This window comes from Bacteriovorax sp. Seq25_V (assembly GCF_000447795.1).
Classification (GTDB): domain Bacteria; phylum Bdellovibrionota; class Bacteriovoracia; order Bacteriovoracales; family Bacteriovoracaceae; genus Halobacteriovorax_A.
This window is the reverse complement of sequence record NZ_AUNI01000020.1, coordinates 389568-405540: the sequence shown is the minus strand read 5'-3', so window position 1 is coordinate 405540 and position 15973 is coordinate 389568. Positions and strand designations below refer to the sequence as shown.

Annotated in this window: 14 protein-coding genes; 1 reads left to right on the top strand and 13 read right to left on the bottom strand. The window is 36.7% G+C overall.

Translation table 11 applies throughout. The features are described 5' to 3' along the window. Nucleotides 1-227 precede the first annotated feature (227 nt). Nucleotides 228-1304, bottom strand: a complete 1077-nt coding sequence (locus M900_RS14655) for a C1 family peptidase (RefSeq protein WP_021275636.1) — start codon at nucleotides 1302-1304, stop codon at nucleotides 228-230. A 90-nt stretch (nucleotides 1305-1394) separates the two neighbouring features. Between M900_RS14655 and M900_RS14650 the strand changes: the two genes are divergently transcribed. Further along, nucleotides 1395-3449, top strand: a complete 2055-nt coding sequence (locus tag M900_RS14650; RefSeq protein ID WP_021275284.1) for an ATP-dependent helicase — start codon at nucleotides 1395-1397, stop codon at nucleotides 3447-3449. Between the two features lie 3 nt (nucleotides 3450-3452). On the opposite strand, the gene M900_RS14645 is transcribed toward M900_RS14650, so the two are convergent. The 12 genes from M900_RS14645 to M900_RS14590 form a co-directional block, all read right to left on the bottom strand. After that, entirely contained in the window at nucleotides 3453-3752 is a 300-nt protein-coding gene (locus M900_RS14645) for a hypothetical protein (protein WP_034732846.1), read from the bottom strand. A 63-nt stretch (nucleotides 3753-3815) separates the two neighbouring features. Further along, nucleotides 3816-4136, bottom strand: coding sequence for a hypothetical protein (locus tag M900_RS14640; protein WP_021275562.1), 321 nt, complete (start codon nucleotides 4134-4136; stop codon nucleotides 3816-3818). Next, nucleotides 4129-4482: a hypothetical protein gene (locus M900_RS14635; protein ID WP_021275419.1), complete on the bottom strand. Its 354-nt coding sequence runs from the start codon at nucleotides 4480-4482 to the stop codon at nucleotides 4129-4131. The genes M900_RS14640 and M900_RS14635 overlap by 8 nt, the downstream gene beginning before the upstream one ends. Before the next feature lie 4 nt (nucleotides 4483-4486). Next, nucleotides 4487-5305 carry an enoyl-CoA hydratase-related protein gene (locus M900_RS14630; RefSeq protein ID WP_021275516.1) on the bottom strand — a complete coding sequence of 273 codons (819 nt, stop codon included), beginning with the start codon at nucleotides 5303-5305 and terminating at the stop codon, nucleotides 4487-4489. Beyond that, complete coding sequence (locus M900_RS14625; RefSeq protein WP_021275614.1) at nucleotides 5302-6219, bottom strand: hydroxymethylglutaryl-CoA lyase; 918 nt, start codon at nucleotides 6217-6219, stop codon at nucleotides 5302-5304. Before M900_RS14625 ends, M900_RS14630 begins: the two co-directional genes overlap by 4 nt. 1 nt (nucleotide 6220) lies before the next feature. After that, nucleotides 6221-6688, bottom strand: a complete 468-nt coding sequence (locus M900_RS14620) for an acetyl-CoA carboxylase biotin carboxyl carrier protein subunit (protein ID WP_021275305.1) — start codon at nucleotides 6686-6688, stop codon at nucleotides 6221-6223. Further along, a complete protein-coding gene (locus M900_RS14615; protein ID WP_021275439.1) occupies nucleotides 6688-8160 on the bottom strand; it encodes an acetyl/propionyl/methylcrotonyl-CoA carboxylase subunit alpha in 1473 nt (490 codons plus the stop codon). The genes M900_RS14620 and M900_RS14615 overlap by 1 nt, the downstream gene beginning before the upstream one ends. Further along, nucleotides 8160-8951, bottom strand: coding sequence for an enoyl-CoA hydratase-related protein (locus M900_RS14610; RefSeq protein WP_021275671.1), 792 nt, complete (start codon nucleotides 8949-8951; stop codon nucleotides 8160-8162). Before M900_RS14610 ends, M900_RS14615 begins: the two co-directional genes overlap by 1 nt. Before the next feature lie 16 nt (nucleotides 8952-8967). Continuing rightward, a complete protein-coding gene (locus M900_RS14605) occupies nucleotides 8968-10590 on the bottom strand; it encodes a carboxyl transferase domain-containing protein (RefSeq protein WP_021275452.1) in 1623 nt (540 codons plus the stop codon). Nucleotides 10591-10701: 111 nt separating this feature from the next. Beyond that, nucleotides 10702-11652 (bottom strand): hypothetical protein, encoded by a 951-nt coding sequence (locus M900_RS14600; protein ID WP_021275378.1) that lies wholly within the window; start codon nucleotides 11650-11652, stop codon nucleotides 10702-10704. 2 nt (nucleotides 11653-11654) lie between these two features. Further along, nucleotides 11655-14405, bottom strand: a complete 2751-nt coding sequence (locus tag M900_RS14595; protein WP_021275674.1) for a hypothetical protein — start codon at nucleotides 14403-14405, stop codon at nucleotides 11655-11657. A 246-nt stretch (nucleotides 14406-14651) separates the two neighbouring features. Next, a complete protein-coding gene (locus M900_RS14590) occupies nucleotides 14652-15965 on the bottom strand; it encodes an NUDIX domain-containing protein (RefSeq protein WP_021275568.1) in 1314 nt (437 codons plus the stop codon). Nucleotides 15966-15973: the final 8 nt, after the last annotated feature.

The window sequence follows — 15973 nt, the reverse complement described above, 5'->3', positions numbered from 1 at the left end:
TCTTCGCTACTTTCTTCGTCGCTTTCTTCGCTACTTTCTTCGTCGCTTTCTTCGTCGCTTTCTTCGCTACTTTCTTCGTCGCTTTCTTCGCTACTTTCTTCGTCGCTTTCTTCGTCGCTTTCTTCGCTACTTTCTTCGTCGCTTTCTTCGCTACTTTTTTCGTCGCTTTCTTCGCCATCATAATTCCCCTGTTATTTTAAAAATATACTCTTTCTTATATCATTTACTTATTCAATTGAATAGAAGGTGCCAAACTCGTTGGCATATTTTTGTGTAATCATTCCATAGCCCGGATATGATCGGTTATTTAAGATAAATTTCTTACCAAAACCTTTAACACCCCAAGAGTTTTTAAAATAGTAAACTCCCTTATATGAAAATTCCTTAGTACTACCATCAGTCATTAACATATTTGTTTTAACAATCACGTCATCGTCATAGCCAACAATAGTAATAGAGTGTCCTCCGCCATTAACTGCTGAGATCTCACGATCACGACTTCCTACTTCAGGATAACCAACAATACCTTGGTACCAAGTATCTTTATCTCTAGGTTGAATATCATAGGTCTCCACTTTTGAACTATTCCACGACCCGTAATAAAGCTTAGTCCCCATGATGAGAGGTTTTCCTTGAATCAAAAGCTCTCTTATCTTAGCCGTTGTCTTAACTCGATAAGAAGACTTTTTCTTATAAAGATTTTTTATTAATTGATCTTTAAGCAGCATCGCTTCTGAACGAATTGCTTCAAACTTTGGATCAACTTCGATTAACTGATGTACCGGCATATCATATAGCCTCGGATCACGATGACCAAGTAAACAACGTTTTAAAAGACTCACATTTCCTTCGAGATGTTCACAAGTTTGTCGACTCTCTACGTAATCATCAAGGGTCAACCATTTCTTTCCAAGATACGGCCATGTATTTTCGTACACAACTCCAGAGTTTAGAACTTCACGCAAATTTTTAGAAGTAGAAGATCCCTCAGTTTCTTTATTGCGCATAATTGTATACTGCATCCACTCTTCCGATAAATCGATGGACTTACTAGAGATTCCATTACCAATTAAGTAGGACTCAATCAGGCCAATTGTAGTGAACATTGTACAAGCACCACGTTGGCCTTGGGAGCGAACTGGGGACTGTTTATTAATCACCGATTCAATATCAGTTTTTGAAGCTAAACTAGACTTATTTTCAAAATGGTTAACAATAGGCGGCCTATTTTCACCAAAGTAGGCCATTGAGTTAGAAACAAATATAAGGGTGATTATTGCTCGTTGCAACATTCTAATAATCATAATTTTCTCCAATACTTAAGTGTTCCACTCAACTAACTATTTGTCAAAAATCGTGTTGTCTAATTGCAAGATTTAAAGCAAAGTCTGTCTATGATTTCTCTTAGTGGTCTTAATGACAAGCAGCGCGAAGCAGCAGAAACAATTGAAGGTCCAGTACTGATTCTGGCCGGTGCAGGCAGTGGTAAAACTCGTACCCTGACATACCGAATTTCTCATATGGTCGATAATCTTCATATCGATCCGAAGTCTATTCTTGCTGTTAGTTTCACCAATAAGGCCGCAAAAGAAATGAAGGAAAGGGTTATCGCCCTCCTAGGAAAGAGAAAGTCTAAAGGTACAACCCTCGCAACATTTCACTCATTGGGGCTTCGTATCTTAAAAGAGGAAATTGATAAACTTGGTTATCATAAGAAATTTTCAATCTACGATACTTCGGATCAGCTTGCCATTATTAGAGAAGCTCTCACTCTCTACAATGCAGAGAAAACTTTCAAAAAAGAAGTTATTCTCTCAAAAATTGGTGTCTTAAAAAATGCTGGCATCAGTGCCGATGACTTTAGCGACTCAAATTACTTTAATGATGAAGATCCATACGATCACGCTATTAACTATGTTTATGAAGTTTATCAAGAAAAGTTGAAATTCTTTAATGCTATCGATTTTGACGATATCTTACTTCTCACTGTGAAGCTATTTGATAAGTTTCCTGATATCGCAGAAAAATATTCAACGAAGTACAAATATATTATGATTGATGAGTATCAAGATACCAATACTCTGCAGTTTAATCTCGTTTTACACTTAACAAAAACACATAATAATCTCTGTGTTGTAGGTGATGATGACCAAGCGATATATTCTTTTAGAGGCGCTGATATTACAAATATTTTAAACTTCGAAAAGAATTTTCCTGGCGCAAAAATTGTCAAGCTTGAACAAAACTATCGTTCAATCTCGCCAATTCTCGAACTTGCTAACGAAGTAATTAAAGAAAATAAGAATAGAAGAGAGAAAACTCTTTGGTCAGATAAGAAGTCTCCTAACAAACCACTACTATGGTCTATGGCCGATACTGATCATGAATCACAAGTAGTCGTTGAAGATATCGTAAATTTCCAAAGTAAAGGTGGTCACTTAAGTGATATCGCGATTCTTTATCGCTCTAATACGCAGGCCATGCCAATTGAAGAACAACTTAGACTTTCGCGTGTTCCGTATGAAATGCTGGGTGGCCAAAAATTCTATGAAAAGAAAGAAGTTAAGGATCTCATGGCCTATCTCATGGTTATTAGAAATCCAAATGATCAAATTTCGCTGCGTAGAATTTTAAATATTCCTAACCGTGGAATTGGAATGCGTACACTTGAAAAATATCTTGAAGTCACAGAAGATGAGGATATAAGTCTTTATCAGGCACTGAAAGATAAGCCTGATCTAGACCCGAACAGACGGGATCATATACACAACTTCACTAAGCTAATTGAAGAATTTAGACATAAGTTCAATCATGGAACACTTGCTCAATCTATTTCTGCTCTCGTTGAGGAAATAAAGTATTTTTCTTTCATCGAAAAGAATTATGACAATGTAAAACAGATTGAAAGACGTCGCAATGATATTACGATGTTTATCGAGTCTGCAGAACGTTTTGAAAAATACTATAAAGAAAAAGCAAATCTTGAAACATTTGTTGAAAAGCTTCTCTTGCAAGACAATCAAGACACCAACGAAGACGAAGATGATGACATCAAGAAGAACTCTGTTACCATGATGACTCTACACTCTTCAAAGGGCCTTGAGTTTGACACTGTTTACCTTATAGGCATGGAAGAAGAGCTTCTTCCTCATAAAAGAGTTATTAGCGAAGGTGGCGGAACCGACGAAGAAAGAAGACTTTGCTATGTAGGAATTACTCGCGCCCAAGAAAAACTTGTCATGACATACTGTAAGCAGAGAAAGATCTATGGAACAGATGTTCCTAGGCATAAGAGTCGTTTTATTATTGATCTTGATAAGAAGGGGCTATTTCTCGAACAGGACAGACAAAGTTTTGGACATCTAGGAAGTGAAGAAGAAGTTCAAGAGTATAAGAAGAGTTTCTTCTCGAATCTTATGGGTCTTTTAGATGAAGATGAACGCAGTTAATAGCTAGAATAAGTGTAAAATAAAACTAATCATCACTAAAGAAAAGCCCGCATAATAAATCATTGAGTTTTTTATATCAATACTAGCGCGACCGGTACTAAAAAGTCTTCCTCGACTGACCTTCAACATTTTTCCGTATAATGAAACAAAAAGTCCTAACATAAATAGAAGCAGTATATATATCGAATAGAAATCTTGATGTAATAAATCAAGGAGCATATGTACAACAGAAAAAATATAGAAAACCTCTAATGAGAATGTAATTGATAATCCAATATTTGAATCAAGAAATTCATGCTTCAAGCCGACCTCCAAAAGAAGAAACATAACATGAGAAATCTAAAACTCTAAATCAATAAATCTTAATTATCGATACCAGATAGTGATTGTGCGAGAAGTAAAGGATGGAAGAATTCCCAAAACAACATCAGTAAAATCAGTTTCAACACTATAAAAAAGTTCTGACATCTGAGTGCAGTTCAATCCATGATCTTTTAATTCTTCATAGAGAAGAAAATCATAGTTCCCCACTCCCTTTGTTGTTATTTTAATATTTTCATACTTTTGACTACTAAAAGTCTTAGGAAACAAAACGAGTGAAGCGTTGCACTTATGTGGCTTGATCGTCAAAGATGTAGAGCATCCAGAGAGAAGAAATAGTAAAATAAAAAATAATATCCTATTCACTTAACTTGTACTCCCCCCAAAAATTATACTGAACTGTCTCTGGAATATAGATCCCAAAAGAGGCAATAGTTAGAAACTTCTGGTAACGAGTCTGATAAATCTTAACTGAAAGGTTTCCTACCTTATTATAGGCCCCCAAGTTAATATTTTTATAGACATCAAGCTTATTCTCGGTAGGTATCATTCCCCATAAAAGAGTTTCTGATACAAATTCAATAATATAATTTTGCTGCTTTTCGACTTTAGGAGAAACCGTTCTAATTAAAATATCTGAGTCATTGTAAAATGAAAGATTAGAACAACTCGCAAAAGTAGCAAGAATCATGATCATTAAGAAAGTAGTCAATAAACTACTTCCTCTCAAATTCAACCTCTGTTTTAGTTAGTAAAGCATCGATGGCCTTAAAGTGATCATCACTACGTTGAGTAATTCCCTGTGCAAGAGAAACAAAGTTCAAATGAGACTGTAGATCATCTTTTGCGGCACGTTTCATTGCCATTTTGGTAAACTCAATTGCAATAGGAGCATTTTTCGAAATCCTACGAGCAAGGCTCATTGTTTCATTTAACAATTCACCACTTAAGCAAACCTTATAAACAAGACCCATTTCCTTTGCTTGTGTTGCAGAATAAATATCACCTGTTAAGTACATCTCCATGGCCTTTGTATACCCAATGACACGTGCGAGAAAATATGGACCGCCATCTCCTGGAACAAGAGCAAGTTTAGTAAAAGTTTCGCCAAAACGAGAATTTTCATCACAGATTCTAATATCACACATTGCTGCGAGATCACAACCAGCACCGATAGCAGCACCATTAACCATTGCAATGATAGGCTTTTTTAGGGCTTCAATAGCAAGAGGGATTCTCTGAATACCTGATGCATATCGTTCACGCAATTCATAACTTTCCCCAGCAAACATCCCGGTCTTGTTCTGCATTGCCTTGACATCTCCACCTGCACAGAAGTTTTTCCCTTCTCCAGTAAGAATGATAACTCTAACGTCAGGAGAGAAATTTGCAAATTCTAATACTGATACAAAAGATGAAATTAATGCATCAGAAAATGCATTACTAAATTTCTGATTATCAAGTCCTATGACTAGAATTCCATCATCAAGTTTAACCTTTAAATCTTTAAATTCTCGAGAGAAAAAATCACTCATGACTTTCTTCCTTCAAAGGCATGAAAGAATTTAGATCCTCCCTGCTTTCCTAGATTTTCTAGGATATAAGATGATGCTTCGTGAAGTTTAGACGCATCGATACCTGTGTTGACGTTCATTTTATCAAAAAGATTTACAACGTCATCTGTTGCAACATTACCAGTAGCTCCTTTTGCGTAAGGACAACCCCCAAGACCAGCAGCTGATGAATCAAAAATTCTTATACCTTCGTTGAAACTAGTATAGATATTTGCAACGGCCATCCCTTCTGTATCATGAAAGTGCATTGCAATCTTTGAAAGATCAAAGTTCTTTTTAAGCGCCGTGATAAGTGTTTGCACCTGAATTGGGTTGGCCACCCCGATAGTATCTCCAAGTGAAATTTCATCAACACCCAAGTCTCTCATTTTCTCGATAACTTTAAGGGTATGGTCTAAATCAATTTCTCCCTCATAAGGACAGCCAAAGACAGTTGAGACATAGCCTCTCATTTTAACGGCTTTTCCCGAGGATTTCACATATTCAACGACTTCTTGTAGTCGACTAAAAGATTCATCAACAGTCGCATTAATATTTTTTTTGTTAAACGTATTTGAAGTCGCACTAAATAGTGCAATATGATCAACACCAAGGCCAAGAGCAGAATTTAATCCAATAAGATTAGGAACGAGACAAGGAAGTTCAACGGCCATATCCCTTGCAAATTCTTTGATTAACGGAAAAAGTTCTGAAGCGTCACTCATTTGTGGAATTTTATCCGGCCGAACAAAGCTAGTCACCTCAAGTGAACGAATACCAGCTGCCAGAAGTTTTTTTATAAAGTTAACTTTAACCTCAAGGCTCACAAGATTCTTTTCATTTTGAAGTCCATCCCTAGGACCGACTTCAACAATTTTCACATTATTATTTGTCATTTTAACTCTCAATTAGCTCAAAACTGATAAGGTCTCGAGACCCCTCAATTAATTGCCCCTCTGTAACAAGGTAATCTAGAAGTTTACCATGAACTGAAGCCTTTACCGTATGCTCCATCTTCATTGCTTCCATTACAAGAATCGCATCACCAGGAGCAAATGTATCACCAACATTTAAACATTGTTTTAAAATCTTTCCTGGCATTGGTGATAACATATCCCCACCATGAGATTTACTCGAAGAAGTACGCTCTGTCTTAACTGTCGCAAGCTCAATATCTTGACCATTAATAGCGACTCGATCATCACTAACTTGAGCTTTAAAATAAGCATCATTTAATGAAAAGACATCTCCTTCATTGCGAATAGTATAAAGAGTCTCATTATAGTAAAACTTTACTATATCGACATTAACCTCAATGATATCAATAATAATCTCACTATCACCTAATTTAAAAGAACGTTTCATTATATATTCCTAAATCCAACTAATGAGTCCCAAGACTTATTAGAATTAACATTTTCAATCAACTTATGATCATTCAGCAAAAGTGCTCCAATCGCTGCGGCAACAACATCATCAGAAGGTGCTGCTTTTTTTAGATCTTCTTCATAAGTTTTTACAAAGTGAGTATATGTCTCCCCACTCATAAATTTTTCATGTGTTAAGATACGAGTGAGATAATCACGATTAGTAGCAAAGCCAAAAAATGGTAGATCACTCAAAGACTCCAGCATCATCTCAATCGACTCTTCTCTTGTATCTCCATGAACGATTACCTTTGCAATCATCGGGTCGAAGTTTACAGTAATCTCAGAACCATCACGGTAACCAGTATCAAGACGAGTGAAATAATTTGGCTCTCCAATTTTTGTAATTTGTCCAATCGCAGGCATGAAATTATCATCTGGATTTTCCGCGTAAATTCTAACCTCTAACGAATGTCCAGTTTGAATGATATCATCTTGAGTAAAATCAAATTTTTCACCAGAAGCAGCTCTTAACTGAAGCTCAACAAGATCGAAGCCAGTGACCTCTTCAGTAATTGGATGCTCAACCTGAAGTCTCGTATTCATCTCAAGGAAGTAGAACTTATCTCCATCTAGAATAAACTCTACCGTTCCAGCGCCGGAGTAGTTAATTGCAGAAGAAATCTGCACGGCTGTTCTGGTTATCGAATCACGAAGCTCTGGACTAAGAGCAGGTGATGGCGTTTCTTCGATAATTTTTTGATGACGTCTTTGTATCGAGCACTCTCTTTCAAAAAAGTGAAAGTGGTTTCCATGATTGTCCGACATGACCTGGACTTCAATATGTCTTGGATTCTCAATGAATTTTTCAATTAATACAATGTCTGATCCAAATGAGTTTGTTGCTTCACGCTTACATGACTCTAACTCAGCAACAAAGGATTTCTTATCATAAACGACGCGCATACCTTTTCCACCACCACCAGCAGAAGCCTTGATAAGCACAGGATAACCAATACTATCAGCAGCGGCTTCTAGAGTAGAAGTGCTTTGATCAGCTCCATGATAGCCAGGGATAGTTGGTATACCAACTTCAATCATTTTCTCCTTAGAACCTTTCTTATCACCCATAAGAATGATGGATTCAACAGAAGGCCCAATAAAAATCAAACCATTTTCGACAACTTTTTTTGCAAACTCTGCATTCTCAGAAAGAAAACCGTAGCCAGGATGGATTGCATCAGCACCAGTCTCTTTAGCAACACTGATAATCTTATCAATATTAAGATATGTGTCTTTTAGTGGTCCATCTCCAAGGTAAACACTTTGATCCGCTTCAAAACGTTGAGGAAGATCTTTTTCTTCTTCAGTGTAAAGAGTTACAGTTTTAATATTATAGAACTTACAAGTTCTGATAATACGAATTGCAATCTCTGCTCTATTAGCAATTAGTACTTTATTAATTTTCATTACGACTCCAACCAATTTGGCTTTCTTTTTTCAAGAAGAGCATTCATCCCCTCTTGCCCTTGCTCACTAATCCTCATTTTGGCAATAGTTTCACAAGTAAATTTCTTTCTATCTTCAAGACTATGCATACGACTTTCAACTCCAAAGATCAGTTTCTTTGATTCAACTTGTGCTGCAGGCGATGATTTTAAAAACTCTTCAATTGTCGTTTGGATATCTTTTTCAAAATAACGATCGAGTGAGATGTCGTGAACAAGGCCGATACTCTTTGCATATACAGCATCAAAACGCTTCCCAGAAAGAAAAAGAGTTCTTGCATTTGAGTGACCAATTTTAGCAATAACATATGGAGAGATAACAGCAGGAACAAGCCCTAATCTTGCTTCTGTAAATCCGAAAAGAGCACTTTCGTGAGCAACGACATGGTCACAAACTGCAACAAGTCCACTTCCTCCTCCAAGAGCTGCACCATTAATTTTACCAATAATTGGCTTAGAGAAGAAATTTGTAACTTCGAAGAGGTTTGCAAGATTCATCGAATCAGCAATATTCTCCTCAAGAGTATAGCTCACCATTTTCTTCATCCAATTTAAATCAGCGCCTGCACAGAATGACTTTCCCTCTCCAGTTAAAACAACCAGCTTTACAGAAGGGTCTGCGTCCATCTCTTTAAATTCCTTAATTAGACCTAGAATCAATTCGTCATTAAAGGCGTTATGAATTTCTGGGCGATTTAGAGTGATCGTGGCCACTCCCCTTGTATCCAATGTTTTCTTATATAAATCAGTCATCAAATCACCAACCAAATTACATTCTAAAGACACCAAATTTAGTGTCCTCAATTGATTTATTTAAACTTGCTTCAATAGCAAGACCTAGAATATTTCTCGTGTGCTTAGGGTCGATAACTCCATCATCCCAAAGGCGAGCTGTTGAGTAATAAGCACTTCCTTCAACATCATACTTATCAAGAATAGGCTTTTTAAACGCTGCTACTTCTTCATCACTCATTGGCTTCTTTCCAGCTGCTTCAAGACCATCTTGTTTAACTGTAGCAAGAACACCTGCGGCCTGTTCTCCGCCCATTACAGATATTCTCGCATTTGGCCACATCCATAGGAAACGAGGAGAATAAGCTCTTCCACACATCCCATAGTTCCCAGCGCCAAATGAACCACCAATGATCACAGTAAATTTTGGAACGTCTACAGTTGAAACGGCCGTAACCATCTTAGCTCCATGCTTTGCAATACCCTCAGATTCATACTTCTTTCCAACCATGAACCCAGTAATATTTTGCAGGAAAACTAGTGGAATTTTTCTCTGTCCACAAAGCTGGATAAAGTGAGCTCCTTTTTGAGCACTTTCAGAAAATAGAATACCATTATTGGCAACAATACCTACCTGATGTCCGTGAATACGAGCAAAACCACAGACGAGTGTCGCCCCGTAGTTTTCTTTGAATTCATGAAATTTTGAACCATCAACCAGACGAGCAATGATTTCTCTAATATCGAAAGGCTTCTTCGTATCATGTGGAAGAATTCCATAAACATCTTCGATATCATATTTCGGATCTTCTACTATGCTTTCTCTCTTGTCTCCAGTAATGGTACCGAGTGACTTATAATTCAAGTTTTCAACAATATTACGAGTAATAGCTAATGCATCCATCTCATCTTCAGCATAATGATCAGCAACACCACTTTCATGAGTGTGAACATAAGCCCCACCAAGTTCTTCAGCCGTTACCACTTCACCTGTAGCAGCTTTAACAAGAGGTGGCCCACCTAAAAAGATTGTTCCATTGTCTTTAACAATAACTGATTCATCTGCCATTGCTGGAACATAAGCCCCTCCGGCCGTACAGCTACCGAGAACGACAGCAATTTGCGGAATTCCCACGGCAGACATCTGAGCTTGATTGTAAAAGATTCTTCCAAAGTGTTCCTTGTCAGGAAAAACCTCGTCTTGCATAGGGAGAAAAGCGCCCCCCGAGTCAACAAGGTAAATACAAGGTAGTCTATTTTCCCTCGCGATCTCTTGTGCTCTCAAATGTTTTTTAACTGTCATCGGAAAGTAAGTCCCACCTTTAACAGTTGCATCGTTCGCAACAAACATACATTCTACACCATGAACACGTCCAATCCCACAAACGATACCAGCACTTGGAACGTCCATTCCATACATTCCGTCAGCAGCAAGAGAAGACAACTCTAAAAATGGCGAGTCCTGATCAAGAATTTTTTCAATCCTTTCTCTTGGAAGTAATTTACCACGACTATGATGTCTAGCTACGGAACTTTCGCCTCCTCCAGCTTTAACGTGATTTATTTTTGTATAGAACGTTTCAAGTATTGAAATATTATGTTCTTTATTGGTCTTAAAATCGTCACTATGACGATCAATTTTTGAAATAATCGAATCCATCTCAAATCCTAAATTTAAAAGAGTAAGTATGTGAGAATATTACTATTTGAGTGACCTTTATGACAAGAACTTGTCTTAAGGCTTACTAGATTTCAGAGACTTTTCGATGCGTTATTTTATCAAAGAACAAAGATACTCGAGCTTGTTTGGAAATGAACCACTGAATTCCATTTTTGAGGCTAGTTGACCTTCAAAAAGTTGATGAAAGCTAATGGCAAGAAGATTAGTTTTAGGATCTGAAAAGTTACTAACATAAGGGTCGAAAGATTTTTTTTGTACCACATACTTAGCATGCATTGGACCTAGAACATATGTTAAAACATTATAGGCGTCGGCGGGACAAGATGTACCCAAAATCTTTTTAAAGTTTTCAAGTTGAGCTTTAGTGAGTGTAGAGAAAAGAGAATTCACTAAAAGCTTAGAGCTTTCGATATCATCGAGTTTAATAGAAATATCTTCCAATGGATTCACTTTGATTAAAATGATATTTTGAAGATTCACGATCTCCATATTAAATGACTTAGGGGCCCATACAAAAAATATTTTTGCCTGAAAGTTCTTTTTAAATCCAAAAAATTTAAAAACATCTTGATAGGCCTTTAGTACACCATTCTTCTTTAAACGCTTCTCAAGCTCGGGCGCCTTTCCTTTAAAACTAGCGGATTCAGAAATAAATGAACTTGCTTTTTGTTTGAAGTGTCTTAAAAGTTTAACGACAGTATCGACTTCTTTCTTTGTTACAACTTTAGAGAGGTTTTTTAAAGCTTCATCTATCGAACTTGCTTTATAAAATGAAAGTGTAAAACTATCGAACTCTTGATCTTTTTTATTATACTTTGCTCTCAATTCACGAAATTGCTTAAGCATCTCTTTCTCTTCATCACTAAACTGACCAAACTTTTTTATCCACTCGTTTTGATAGAGACCATCTTGATTCGACCCATAACTTAAAGATAAATAATCAAAATAGTTTAGAATATCAACAGATTGTGAGTAATTAAAAAAACCCTTACCAAAGCTAGTAAGGGTGATAAGAGATATAATAAAAATTTTCTTAAGCAATTTTACTTTTCTCCTTCCGCAGAATTTAAGAGTGCATCAAGTTGTGCTTTTCTATATGCAGGGTCTTCTGGATTCAACACAGGTTCATCTGTAACAGAAGCTGGGAGGCGTTTTAATTCTTCAGTATTAGCAGCAGCTAGTTCATCTTGTTCAATGAGCGAAGTCGTTGCAATTTCTGTAATAAATTTCAAGGTCCCATCTTCTTCGACAATATTACCTTTAGCATCTTTCATTGGACTAATTCTATAAACGTTTCCGCCAACATTAACATAGATTGTTTCAATTCCATTTTGGTATGCTTCTCTAACCTTTGTCTGCAGCGAAGGATCATCTAAACTCTTCGCTGATAAAATAGATAGTCCACCACCTGAAGCAATTCCCGCCTGGCTTCGACTTTCCTCAAGTCTCTTAAGAGCATTTTTTACATTTTGAGTATCTTTCGATGAACTAATTGAGTCAACTCTTGAAAAATTAGATCCACTACTTGTCGATACGACCCCTTGAGAACTTTCAACAGTGCCTTCACTTTGTTCAGCCCCTGAAGTCGCTAAGCTATTTCCTTTGGTATTCATAGGATTAGAATACTTAACCTTCTTATTTGTTGGAGTTGAAGCTAGCGATGCTTCTTTCTTCTCTAATTTGGCAATTTTATCTTCTAATGAGTTGATAGTATTTTGAAGTTTTCTTTCATTCTCATCGTTAATACGTTGTTGCTCAGCAAGCGCTTCTTTAGCCTTTAGCTCCTCAAGTTCTTTTTTTGTACTCTCCATCTCATTCTTTGACTTTGCCAATTCTTCTTGAACCTTTTTAAGTTCGTTCATCACTGCTGTGTTATCCGCATTAGCGGCTTGTACTTGAGCGAGGTCATTTGCTACGGCCTCTTCCCCAATTGCGACATCTGAAGCAGCACTTGAAGATGCGAATGAACTAAAATCAGACTTTGGTAATGCCGTCATCGCAGAGCTATTAGAAAAGGCGGTACTTGCTGCTTGTTCGAATCCTGTCGCGGCATGGTATTCCTCTTGAGAAGAATCAACAATATCAGTCGCATTACGATAATCAGCTTCTGCTCCTGGACTAAATTCCACATAAGATAATTCTTCTAACTCTGTAACACTAATTGGGCCAGATAGCTCTCCTCTACCAAATTCTCCATCAACAATTGAACGACCAGAGAGTTGACTATCTGTGGCCATGACGCTATCAAGAGTGAAATTCCCATCAGTTTCTTCTGGCTTATCACAATGTCTTACATTCTTATTTTCTTTGAGCTGACATTCATAAAGACTACAGTACAAGTAACCAGCATCGACATGTGCATCAATCGCATCTGATAGAGAATCCTCATCACTTAAGTAAATATCATTAAGTACTTTAGACAATTCACTTGGTTTCTCATTCATAATATATTTCCACGGATCTTGAGAACAAAATTTCTCAACATCTGCAAAGGCCTTCATACACTCTTGGTTCGCATTAACAGCGACTTCACCGATAGAATCAAGATACATTAAGTAAAGTTGTTCAGGTTCTTTACTTAAAACTAATGGTCCTTGACCAATCTGAGAATGCACCGACTTTAGAGCAAATCCTTTAAGTTTATTTTGAACTTCAAAAGAATTACTATTAATTGAATTTTTATTAAACATAAGACTTGGTCCAAAAGCTGCAGCATCAAAAGAAGGTATTGGATTCAGACTTCTAAGCAAAGGATTTTTTTTATAAATATCTGCAATGAATTTATACTCCTGCATTGTTGGTTGCCTTAGATCGGAAATTTTTCTCGATATTTCTTCAAGCTTAAGAAAGTCTCTCTTTTGTAATCGCTCATAAGCATCTCTATAAGCAGAAGGATTTTCGACTGCATCTTTAGATTTATAGATATTACTTAGTAAAATTTCTTGTGCCATCATACCAGATGCAAATGAAGCGCTAATTGTCTCATCTAATTTCGCACCAATACTAAGAACATTATCAGATTCGTCAAAAGATATTTCCTTCAATTTATTATATTCAACTGATTGTTCTTTTAGCTTGTTCTTTAAAACTTTTATCGACTTTTCACTTACTGCACCTCCCAAACAACCTTTTTTTTCTTTGTTCTTATTAGAGTTCAAAAGTCCTAACATTTTCTCTAAGTTTTTTGGTGAGCAAGAAGGATATTTAGAAAGACCTTTACTATTTCGAATCGAGTTATAATTTTTCATACTTGTATCAATTGCATTACCAACAGAGTCGGAAGTCGCTTGCCCATAGCCTACGAGTTCAGCGTTTTTAAAATATGATACAAGAGCATTGTTTAACTTAGAAGCTAAAGCAGAGGCATATAAATCTTTCGCAAGCTTTTTAAGATGACCCTTTTGCTTCTTAGACTTCTCAGACCTTTTCTTACCGTCAATACATTTACAATAATCCGTTGAAGATCCTCTCGCACTTAAACCACAACTTAAATTTCCAACTGATTCAGCGAGTTGTATAATTTTTAATTCTTCTTCTGTTTTTACTCGACAAGTTTCAGGGCTACTACTTAAACCTGTAGTAAAACTAAGTCCATCTGCAGATTGATGGACACTTGGGGACATTACAGGTACTCCATAGATTGCTCCATTTAAACCTAAGGTCAAAGAACTTTCTGCTAACAATAATGCGGCTGGAGTCGGCTGATTAGAAGGAGCATCCAAGAAGGGTTCCCCATATGAAAGCGAGCTCATCGTAAAAGACATAAGGATCAATAAGTTTTTAAAAATCTTCATTTACATTTCTCCAGTTTCCAAATGACTTATCGGCCATCCAACCAAATTACTTGAGCCATTCCCTCGCCTTATAAATACATTCTCTCGTGAAAAGGAAGTGGCACAAACACAAATACTCGCGATCTCAAAGAAATAGAGCAAGCAAAATGGTAAGCTACAGATTTTAAAAGATTAACAAAATAAAGATTGCAAACTGTTCATGAAAAAAAGCTTGAAGAAAACGCCAAAAAATAGAGGCAAGGGAGCTTAGATCCCTGTGCCGTAGCGCTTGATTTTTGATATATGGGCCTCGATAGTCACTCTAGCGTAGAGATGTAACCTCTCAGGAAGATCAGGATAAATTAATGATAACATCTCATCCTCTGACTTCCCCTCATCAAGATATTTTGAGATAGACTCTTCCCTCTCAAGACGATGCTTTAAAGTAGCCGCAATCTTATCTATCCCACCAAGTCCAATACCATGGGAAGGAAAAATACTTAGAGGATTTATATCAATCACCCTCTTCAATGAAGTGAAGTATTTCTTCATATCTCCTTCTTCTCCACCAATCACAACAGTACCAACACTTTGGATAAGATCTGAAACGATCATCCAAGCATTGTCAGCACGAAGAAGAGAAAGTTGTCCTTCATCATGACCTGGAGTAGAAAGGACTTGCACATCATGACCCTTAGATTGAGTGAGAATTTCTCCCTCTTTATAAAATCTAATTTTGATATTTCTAAAGTAGTCCTTACCAAGTTTTTTAGAAAGTCTTTCATATGAATCTTCACTCAACCCAAGCCCTACACCAAAATGTTCACACATCTCAATTGCATACTCATGGTGATCAGGATGGTGATGTGTTAAGAAGATAAGCTCGGGTACATGTCCATTATCAACAAGTGTTTGTAAAAACTTCTTATACTCTTCTTCATTCTTTGGAGAAGGATCAATTAAAACCTTCAAACCATCTCCAATAAAAAAAGAATTTGTCCTATTTGCTGGAGGAAAAGTATTTGAGAGTGGCAAATACTGATTAAGACCACTCACTGGAATAATCATTGGAACTTGAGTTTGACCATCGTACTTTAAATTTGGATCTATCTGCTCAGTTGATAAAATATCGCGACTCAAGTCTTTTAAGATTTTTATCATAGGAGGAACAACGAGCATCTTCCCTGAATCATATAAATCAAAGGCTTCTTTTGCATTAAGCCACTCTGCCTCAGCAATTTCACCTTCATCCACATCAAACTTAATCTCCTCATTTAAGAAGATTTTGAAATAATAATTCTTAAAACGATGAGGGTTAAAATCAGGAGTTACAGCTACGCCAAATTCAGAGATCGAATCAATTTTCTTTGAAGCAAGAAGAGATTTTATATCAACACCTAATTCTTCCTCAAGTTCTCTGGCCAAAGCATTAACAAAGCGATCTTCTCCACTTGTATCAATCTCATCGACCTTCCCACCAGGAAATGAATAATACCCAGGAAAGGCCTTCAGATAATTTTGTCTCTTTATTAAAAAAACCTTATCTTTGTGAATAAATATCGCTGAAACAGATTCTTTCATATAATCCT